Source organism: Pantanalinema rosaneae CENA516 (genome assembly GCF_050753385.1).
GTDB lineage: Bacteria > Cyanobacteriota > Cyanobacteriia > Leptolyngbyales > Leptolyngbyaceae > Pantanalinema > Pantanalinema rosaneae.
Window position 1 is genome coordinate 152,130 of the sequence record NZ_JBLZFZ010000010.1, and the last position, 9,470, is coordinate 161,599.

Genomic DNA, 9,470 nt, shown 5'->3' on the forward strand with positions numbered 1-9,470 from the left:
AGGAATAACGGGATATGCAATTTGTCACCGATCCTGCGATCGCCACCAAGATTCAGAAGATGGCACAACGGGTGCGTTGGCGTGATCCATTCATCCTTAAACGGAATATCGATCAAACCCGCCTATATCTTGATGATCAACAGGATGAACCGTCCGAATTTTCGTTTCTGGTGATTGGAGATAGTGGTGCCGGATCCCATCGCCGTTACAATCCCCAACGGCGCATCGCTGAACAAATGCTGACCCATCGGGATCAATGTCGCTTTGTGCTGCATACCGGCGATGTCATTTATCTGGTGGGTTCCAGTGAGTATTACCCGAAAAACTTCATTCAGCCCTATCGGGAATTTCTGGTCAACGGCGATCGACCAAACCAGATTGCCTATGACCAGATGGTGTTTAACTTCCCCTTCTTCCTGGTACCAGGCAACCATGACTATTACGATCTACCCCGACTGTATGGCTGGTTAGCCCAGGCTGCCCTACCCCTGCGGTATCTGTTGCGATCGCGGCTGGATTTTGATGTCGGTTGGCATGGTTCCTATCAGGGGGATGCCTATGCCAATGCCTTTTTGGACTACTTAAAGCACTTTGGTAACAACGTTGAGCTAGAACGACATTTAGATCAGCATTACACCGCCACGCTGGGCGATCGCCGCTGCCTGCGGTATCAGCCTGGACAATTTACCCGATTGCCAAATCGCTATTACAGCTTTCGATACAGTGGCATTGATTTTTTTGCTCTGGATTCCAATACCTTTAATGCTCCAAATCCCTTACCTAGTACGCCGGAAGGGGAACGATCGCGCGAACAACTGCGGCAGAAGCGCATGGAGTTAGAACAAGACCAGCGCCATATTTTAGATCAAGCCGCTCGGCTGCACCCTGAGCATCCCGAAGATGCAGAACACTTAGACGACTTACAAGCTAAGGTGGAACAACTGGCAGAAATCATTCGGGATATTGATCAGCAGTTGCAGGCAAACGAAAATACGGTGACAGATGAGGCACAACTGGACTGGTTACAGCAACGCTTAATTGAGTCCTGGCAATCTGAAGCGGTTCGGGGACGTGTGCTATTTTTCCACCATCCTCCCTATGTCACTGAAGCCACCAAGTGGCACCAAGCCCAAACCCTGATCATTCGCGATCGGCTGCGACAGGTCTTGAATGCCGTTGCCCAAGAGGTCGGAGAACTCACCCAGGGTCGCCCGATCGTAGATCTCGTCTTAGCCGGACATGCCCATTGTTTAGAGTATTTGCGAACCTTCGATACCGGTCATGCCGACTCCCACACCAACTGGATTGTCTGTGGGGGCAGTGGCTATAGTCTGCGGCGACAGCGTCAGGAGGGTCCGCAATTAACTGAGCCGTTCCCGGATGGCGATCGTGTGGTGGCAGAATCGCGTTTATTCCTGGGTCGAAGTGGGCAGGGTTCCCGCAAACGTCGCCCCTACTCATTTCTCAGAATTGATGTGCGATCGGGCAATCCACCTAAATTTATCGTGCGTCCTTATATCGCGGAATGGTTTCAACATAGCTGGCAGGAGCGGGAGGGGGAAGTAGTGGTACTGCCGTGAGTAGTCAGTTGGGGAAGATGAGGGGATAGGGAAAAGTAAGTTTTTAGCTGAAGATTTGCTGTAACATCGTGGGCGAGAGCCAGAGAGCATAGGTAATGCCACAGATGGCGAGGGTAACGGCGATCGTAAAGCCATAGCCGATACACATTAATAGACCATCCGCTTCCAGAGTGGCGATCGCAATTAACAGGATGCCTGCGGTGGGAATGGGGTTGGTGAAAGGAATCGGCAACATCAACAGAAAGGCTAACCAGGCAATACAAAGACCATTGAGTTTCCAGGCATGGGGGCTGGTAGCAAGCCGCCGCATCCGGGGACGGGTAATTTTTTCTAACAATTTGGACAGGGTTTGTAATTGCTTCAGCAGGCTGTGCACTAACCAGGTGGGGAACCGCAACTGAGCGATCGTCCGAGGCAACCAGGGCGATCGCCGCCCCACTGCCATTTGCAATGCCAAAATCAGGCAAGCGAATCCCAGAGGGCCGGCTAATCCGGGCGGCATCGGTAACAGAAACGGCAACACCAATAACCCAATCACCAGACTGAATCCGCGTTCGGAGGTTTCGGTCAAAATATCATGCAGGGTTAAAGGATGTTCTGCCAGACGCTTCAGCAATGCTGCCAGGTCTTGCGAGAATCTCAGGTGCATAACCAACGGAACAGTTGAACCTTGATAGATCCAACTGTAAGGGAAAAGATTCCCGATCGTCAGTCCCCGCAAGATAGGAAGATCAGTCGCCAAAATGCTGATCCAGGAAGTTTAAAACATGGTTCCGCAGTTCGTAGTACAGGGGATCTTCTCGTAGTGCTGCCCGATCGCGGGGATGGGGAAACGGCACTTCCAGAATTTCGCCAATCTGGGCATGGGGCCCATTCGTCAACATGACGATGCGATCGGACATATATAATGCCTCATCCACATCATGCGTCACCATCATCACCGCCTGCCGATTGTTCTCCCAAATATTCAACACTTCTCGCTGTAACTTACCGCGTGTCAGAGCATCCAACGCCCCAAATGGTTCATCCATCAGCAACATTTTGGGACGAATCGCCAAGGCTCGGGCAATCCCCACCCGTTGCTTCATCCCACCCGAGATTTCATCCGGGTATTTATTGGCGGCGGCGGTCAAATTCACCATTGCCAGGTGTTCATTGACAATTTGGGATTTTTCGGCATGGGAAGCTCGATCCAAGACTTCATCCACAGCTAAACGAATGTTCTCCCGCACCGTCAGCCAGGGTAGTAAAGAGTAATGCTGGAACACCATCATCCGTTCAGCACCCGGTTTGCGAATTGCCTTTCCTTCTAGAGTCAGTAACCCTGAGGTCGGACGTTCTAACCCGGCGACCATTTTCAGCAAGGTCGATTTGCCACAGCCCGAGTGACCAATTAAGGAGACAAACTCATTTTCCTGGACGGTGAGACTGATATTATCCAATACCACGAACTCACTCCCATCCGGATTGCGATAGGCCTTGGTCAGGTTTTCAATCACTAAAAATTCGGTTGGAGTTGAGCGATCGCCGTGGATGCCGTTCGTTTGTAGGGTAGATTTAACCATCATGCCTCCTGGTTGAGTCAGTAGTGAACAATGAATCTATGGATTAACTGAGATAAATCCGGGTCGGGCGATCGGCGCGGATCTCGAAGCTATTCAAATAACCCATAGGGTCACTCGGATCAAACCCTTTCTTGTCGATAAACGCCTCTGGCGGTTCGACTTTGTAATCCTCCTGGGGACAAGGAATCCCCATTTCAGCCGCCACTTCCCGGTAGATATCGGTTCTCCAAGCTTTTGTCGCTAGAGCATCGGCATCTTTGGGAAATACTTTAATTTGTCCCCAGCGAGCCGCTTGAGTCATCAGCCACAGACTCTTAGAGCGCCACATAAAGGTCGAGTTTTCTCCCGGTGCTTGGGGAATATTCGGTGGCAGGTCAAAGAACAGCGTTGTATCCGGCGAGGACACAGTCCGGTCTTTACCATCAAACCCACCGTAGTTGTAATCCCCGACAATGGCAGGCCGCGTGAATTTATCCACAGCCCCCGTTTTAGGTTTGGCTCCGGTAAACGAGCGATCGGTAATCAGTTCGGCAACTTCCGCCCGGTTTTCCGGTTGGCTGCAATACTGGCAAGCTTCAATCATGGCTTTGAGTAAGGAGCGGTAAGTTTTGGGATTTTGTTCGATGAAGTCCTCCATCACACCCAGCAAGCGATCGGGATGCCCTAACCAAATTTCCTTGCCTTGAGCAAAGGTAAACCCAACGCCAGCATTGCCTTGAATCGCGCGAGTATTCCAGGGTTCTGCCACCATGTAGCCCTGCATGGCTCCGATCCGCACATTGGTCACCATTTGGGGCGGGGGCACGATGATGATCCGGAATTCCTTATCCGGTTCAACTCCTGCTGCTGCTGCCAGGTAACGAATAAAATATTCGTAAATTGATGAACTCAGAACCACCGCCCAAACGCGATTTTCTGGCGGTTGACTCTCAAAGAAGTTACGGAACTGCCGCCCGAACGCTTCTAAGTCCCCGTTGTATTCGTACCAGGGTCGCAGACCAAACTCCCACATGGCTTTATTCATGGTCATTGCGTTGCCATGTCGATGAATCGTCATCCCGGCACATAACGGCGCATGACGTGCCCCTTCCGCCCCAATCCGAGCATTCGTGACCGCCCCGGAAACCACGGGAGCCGCATCTAAGCGCCCAAAAATCACGCCATCCCGTGAGGTTGCCCAACTGGCCTCCCGATTCAGTTGAACATTTAAACCATATTTACGGAAGAAGCCTTTTTTCCAGGCGATCGCAAACGGCGCACAATCATTCACCGGCACATAGCCCACGGTAATATCTGGTTTTTCCAGGTCTTCCCGTCTAACGACAGGCTTGATCGCCAACGCTTCATCCGTTAGCCCTTTAGCGGAGCGATCGCCACTGATAGTACAGGAGGATACTCCTAGCCCCGCGATCGTCGCGCCCATGCCCAGCACAAACTCTCGTCGTGTCCAACGATTAGTGTTCATAGTACGTGGTGAAAAATTTAACTACTGACGGGACGGCGGTGAGTCACCCAGGCTTGCAATTGCCCCATGGCAAAATCCAGCAGCAAGCCCGTGATGCCAATGATGAAGACCGCTAGAAACACAGAACTTAAGTTCAAGCGACTCCATTCATCCCAGACAAAGAAACCAATGCCAATCCCACCCGTCAGCATCTCGACCGCCACAATCACTAACCAGGCAATGCCTAAACTGATCCGTAATCCGGTGAAGATATAGGGCAGGCTGGCGGGCAGAATAATCTTCGTTACCTGCCGCCATTTGGGCATTTCCAGCACTCTCGCCACATCGATAAAATCCTGCGACACGCTGGAAACCCCCAACGCCGTGTTGATGATCGTCGGCCACAGTGAAGTTACGAAGATTACAAAGATGGCTGAGGGATCGGCCAGGTTGAAGATGGCTAGAGCGATCGGCAGCCATGCTAACGGAGACACCGGTTTGAAGATTTGAATCACCGGATTTAACGCCAGCATGATCGGGCGAGACATGCCGACTAGAAAGCCAATCGGAATGGCGACGATCGCGCCCAAACCAAACCCAATTAAAACCCGGCGTAGGCTGGCTAGCAGTAACCAACCAACGCCCAAATCCCCCGGGCCCCGCTGGTAAAAGGGATTCAGGATAAAGTCTAAATTACTAACTAACGCTTCCCAGGGAGTTGGCATCAAATCCCGACGGAACAGCGCCACGCCCCACCAGAGCAGGAGAATTCCCAGGAAACCCAAAGCAGGCAGCAGCACTGTATCTCGAACCATAAATAGTTTGGTTCGATGCCAACTTGCCTGAGCGATCGCAGCAAACACTGCTGCCAGATTCATCATCGGCATATATAGCACCTCAGTCTCACGAGCAGGTACACAAACTGAGCCGTACTGGCAAGAGACACTGAGGAGTCAGAGCATGGAAAAATGCTGACTCTCCAGTCCTCCCTCAATGCTGACGGAGTTAGCTGACGGGCTAGGGCTGAGAGATGCCCTCCGGTACTGAGTAAATCGGTCAGAAGCCAGACATCACTAAAAATAGGTCTGGGATTCTGCCTGATTTAGCCAAGCAACCGGTTCGCCCCAAAGATTGGTTCCTCCGTTCCGGGGTAGCACTGTACCTCACACGCTTACAGGCGACCCAGATTAAGCTGACTGACTCAAGTTAATAGATAGGAATTTAACACTGCGATCGGGAATTGTGCAACCTACCTTAGGCAGGATGTCGAGCGATCGCTAAATCGAGCCTGGTTGTAATGTCAGGAATCTCTGAGATTGTTTAAGAATTGTCTGAACCTGTCGATCGGGTGACTGCCTCCGGGCGCACTAACTAATAGACCCGATATTGATCCCTACAAACAGTCAACCTTATGAAACTGAGCACCAAAATGTACCTGGGATTTGCCATCCCTGCCTTAATTTTGGCTGGGGTTGGTGCCTATTCACTGTATTCATTTAGCCAAATTAATCGTCAGGTGGGTACGATTTATGACGATCGGGTAGTGCCACTTCAACAACTTAAGACTATCTCCGATCAATACGCCATTACTATCATTGATACGGTGCATAAAACCAACCGCAAACTATTAACACCCTCTGAGGCGATCGCACTAATTCAAACAGCCGAAACCACAATTCAACAAAATTGGCAGGCTTATCTCAACACAGAATTAACCCTTGAAGAACAACAATTAGTGAATCAAACTAAAACCTTACTGACCCAAGTCAATCCAGAAATCCTGAGGTTGAAACAAGCGTTAGAGGAACGGAATACGTCCCGCATTGCGGAATTAGATACTCGCCTTTATCAGGTCATTGATCCGCTGACCCGACAATTGCATCAACTGACTGATTTACAATCACACGTAGCACACCAGGAACGGCAAACCGCCGATGTCGTTTATCGCCATACGGTTGGAGTATTTATTGTCCTGTTAGTCGTCGCATTAATCCTGGCATCCCTGATCGGCTTCTTCCTCAGTCGCTCAATCATTGCCACCCTACGCCAAACGATCGCCGCCCTCAGTCAAACCGCCACCGAGATTGCCGCTGCAACTAGCCAACAGGAACGGGTCGCCGCTCAACAAGCCACTTCCGTGAATCAAACCACCACCACGATGGATGAGTTGAGTGCCTCTTCCCGCCAATCTGCCACCCAGGCTGAAGCCTCTAATACCCGCGCCCAACAAGCCCTGGCTCAATCCGAATCCGGCATGAAGGCCGTTGAGCAAACCTTAGCCGGGATGAGTACCTTACAACAAACTGTCATGGCGATCGCTGAACAGGTGCAGCAATTACAGGCACAGACGAATCAAATTGGCACGATTACAGCGTTAGTCAGTGATTTAGCCAATCAAACCAATATGCTGGCATTGAATGCTGCCGTAGAAGCAGTCCGAGCCGGAGAACATGGTAAGGGTTTTGCGATCGTGGCAGCTGAAATTCGCAAACTAGCCCAGCAAAGTAAACTATCCGCCACCAAGATCGATACCTTAATCTCGGACATTCAAACGGCAATTCAAACCACTGCCCAAACCACAGCCAACAGCACCTCAACGGTGCAAAGCGGCATAGACCTGGCTCAAAATACTGCCGCCGCCTTCGATCGGATTATGGCAGAGATCCAAAGTGTGGTTGTGAGTAGTCAACAATTGACCTTGAATGCTCAACAACAGGCGATCGCCATCTCCCAGGTGGTGACTGCGATGAATTCCCTGAATCATGCTGCCCAGGAAACTGCGAGCGGCATCAGTCAAACCAAACAGGGCATTCAAACCCTCAACCAAACGGCATCAGGCTTACAAAGCATGGTTTAATCACGAGATACATCAGGCAATCAGTTCAGATCAGGGTATATCAGAGGGTATATCAAGTTAGAACCGTTCTCCCGTTCAACGTGATCCTCACAGGAATGGCTTGTTATGCATGATGATTCCACGGGCTTAATTTGTCGGCATTCGTTTGAATTGTCCCGCTTGATGGCAGTGTATCCTCCTCAGTTGCACCATGCCAATAAGCAGATGGTTTATCAGATTGCTTGTCCGCCCGGCACCCGCTATTCCGGTGAGTTAGTGTTCTCACGCTGGCGATCGCTACCCTTGCCGCAAGAATTCATTCCAGAGCAGCACCAAACTGCATTTGAGACCCGGTCAGGCTACTTTGCCTATGAGCCGTCTACTGACCCAACGACGATCGCCTGGTATTTAAATTTCGCCCATTCCGATCTATTCGCCTTCTACGGTGGCGGCTTGTTTGCCCAAGATGAAATGCAAGTGGCAGAACATCCAGCGTTGGGAGCTTTACGCGAAGCCTTATTAGCAGCCAATATCCCTACCTGGACGGTAGAGGACGAACAACCAACACCAATTTTAGTCCGGGGAGTCGAGCGTCGTTGTGCGATCGCCACCGATCGCAATCCTGCCCAAGGGCGACCATCGGGCCTGTACGGCAATCATTTTGCCAGAGCCAGCACTGAGGCAATTCAACGGGCAACCACACCCTTACAGCCACCAACCATTAGCAATATTCTAGCGATCGCAGCGCCAGCCAACGGCTTTGGACTTTACCGCCGCCACCAGATCACCTATATCCTGACTACCGCCTTGACCGGATTTACCGCCGCTCGGCAGGAATCGCAGTTAGCCAGCCCAACTCCCCCCACGGTAGTGATTCACACGGGCTTTTGGGGCTGTGGAGCTTTCGGCGGTAATCGGGTGCTGATGGCATTGCTCCAACTGCTTGCCGCTCGGTTAAGCCACATCGATCGCCTGGTGTTTCATACCAGTGATGCCGCAGGCTCTAACGATCTGGCAGCAGCGCGACACATTTTAGCAAATGAATTGTTAGCCAATGATGCTCCAGTATCGGTGTCTAGTGTGATCGATGCGATCGTCGCTATGCGATTTGAATGGGGAGTAGGTGATGGCAACTAATTCAGACTATGAAGAGGATTTCTCACTAAAAATCAGGTAAGCCGCCCCTGCCAGCAACATCGCTGCCAAGAAATAATTCCGAGTCACAGGCACTTTCATGTAGGCAACGCTGAATCCAGCAAACACAATCATTGTGATAATTTCCTGTAACACTTTTAGTTGAGGCAGGTTGAAGTATTGCACACCAAGCCGATTGGCAGGGACTTGAAAACAATATTCCAGAAACGCGATCGCCCAACTGATCCCAATCACAATCCAGATCGGTGCCGTTTTCAAATCCTTCAAATGTCCATACCAGGCGAAAGTCATGAAGATATTGGAAATCAAGAGCAGAACGATCGGTTGCAGCATGAATTTAGTAAGTAAGCAGAACGAAAGTTAACCATATTTTTGTCTGGCTGAACAGTAGCGTCAGATAGAAATTAAATTCAGCGTGATCGCCAAACAGGACGGTTATGCTATCAGGTATGCGGTGATCCATGGCTCACGATCGAGAAATGCCATCAATGAAATTAAGGTAGGGCAGCATGAGTCAGTCCGGTGGGTGGCGACAACAGGCAAAGCAGGGCAATCCCAACGCGATCGAAACCCTGCTAAATCAGGCACTTCTACATAAGCAAATGACCACCCAGGTCAGCTTAGAAGATGGTTGGCTGCATATTGCTTTGCACTGCCCCCTCGATCCCGATCTACAAACGGCTCTGGTATTAATCGATCGTGAAATCTCTCGCCTCAATTCGCCTTTAATTCGCCAGATCCGGATCGAAGCGGATAGTCAGCAGCAGGAACTTGAGTGGAGCCAGGAATTTACCCCAGGAACCTATTCCCGTGTAGTCAATACAGCGGCTACAGCTAGCGATCGTCCTGCCCCTGCCCCCAAGCCCCATCTCTGTCTCTTATACACATCT

Annotated in this window: 9 protein-coding genes and 1 riboswitch; of the genes, 4 read left to right on the plus strand and 5 right to left on the minus strand. The window is 50.8% G+C overall.

Annotated features, from left to right (window positions below; genetic code table 11):
• Window positions 1–14: 14 nt before the first annotated feature.
• Complete coding sequence (locus ACN4EK_RS08295) at window positions 15–1,580, plus strand: metallophosphoesterase family protein (RefSeq protein ID WP_431657375.1); 1,566 nt, start codon at window positions 15–17, stop codon at window positions 1,578–1,580.
• Window positions 1,581–1,623: 43 nt separating this feature from the next.
• Here the strand turns inward: ACN4EK_RS08295 and ACN4EK_RS08300 are convergent, their stop codons facing one another.
• The 4 genes from ACN4EK_RS08300 to ntrB all read right to left on the minus strand — a co-directional run bounded on the left by ACN4EK_RS08300 (window position 1,624) and on the right by ntrB (window position 5,476).
• Window positions 1,624–2,229, minus strand: coding sequence for an exopolysaccharide biosynthesis protein (locus ACN4EK_RS08300; RefSeq protein ID WP_431657376.1), 606 nt, complete (start codon window positions 2,227–2,229; stop codon window positions 1,624–1,626).
• Window positions 2,230–2,311: 82 nt separating this feature from the next.
• Complete coding sequence (locus tag ACN4EK_RS08305) at window positions 2,312–3,145, minus strand: ABC transporter ATP-binding protein (protein WP_431657377.1); 834 nt, start codon at window positions 3,143–3,145, stop codon at window positions 2,312–2,314.
• A gap of 43 nt (window positions 3,146–3,188) precedes the next feature.
• A complete protein-coding gene (locus tag ACN4EK_RS08310; RefSeq protein ID WP_431657378.1) occupies window positions 3,189–4,610 on the minus strand; it encodes an ABC transporter substrate-binding protein in 1,422 nt (473 codons plus the stop codon).
• 17 nt (window positions 4,611–4,627) lie between these two features.
• Window positions 4,628–5,476, minus strand: coding sequence for a nitrate ABC transporter permease (ntrB, locus tag ACN4EK_RS08315; protein ID WP_431657379.1), 849 nt, complete (start codon window positions 5,474–5,476; stop codon window positions 4,628–4,630).
• Window positions 5,477–5,569: 93 nt separating this feature from the next.
• Window positions 5,570–5,755: riboswitch (cyclic di-AMP (ydaO/yuaA leader) on the minus strand.
• Window positions 5,756–6,000: 245 nt separating this feature from the next.
• Here ntrB and ACN4EK_RS08320 point away from each other — a divergent pair.
• A complete protein-coding gene (locus tag ACN4EK_RS08320; RefSeq protein WP_431657380.1) occupies window positions 6,001–7,446 on the plus strand; it encodes a HAMP domain-containing methyl-accepting chemotaxis protein in 1,446 nt (481 codons plus the stop codon).
• Between the two features lie 105 nt (window positions 7,447–7,551).
• Window positions 7,552–8,562 (plus strand): hypothetical protein, encoded by a 1,011-nt coding sequence (locus ACN4EK_RS08325; RefSeq protein ID WP_431657381.1) that lies wholly within the window; start codon window positions 7,552–7,554, stop codon window positions 8,560–8,562.
• Between the two features lie 6 nt (window positions 8,563–8,568).
• Here the strand turns inward: ACN4EK_RS08325 and ACN4EK_RS08330 are convergent, their stop codons facing one another.
• A complete protein-coding gene (locus ACN4EK_RS08330; RefSeq protein WP_431657382.1) occupies window positions 8,569–8,913 on the minus strand; it encodes a DMT family protein in 345 nt (114 codons plus the stop codon).
• Between the two features lie 176 nt (window positions 8,914–9,089).
• Here ACN4EK_RS08330 and ACN4EK_RS08335 point away from each other — a divergent pair.
• Window positions 9,090–9,470 (plus strand): hypothetical protein (locus tag ACN4EK_RS08335; RefSeq protein WP_431657383.1); only part of this gene is annotated, 381 nt, incomplete at its 3' end.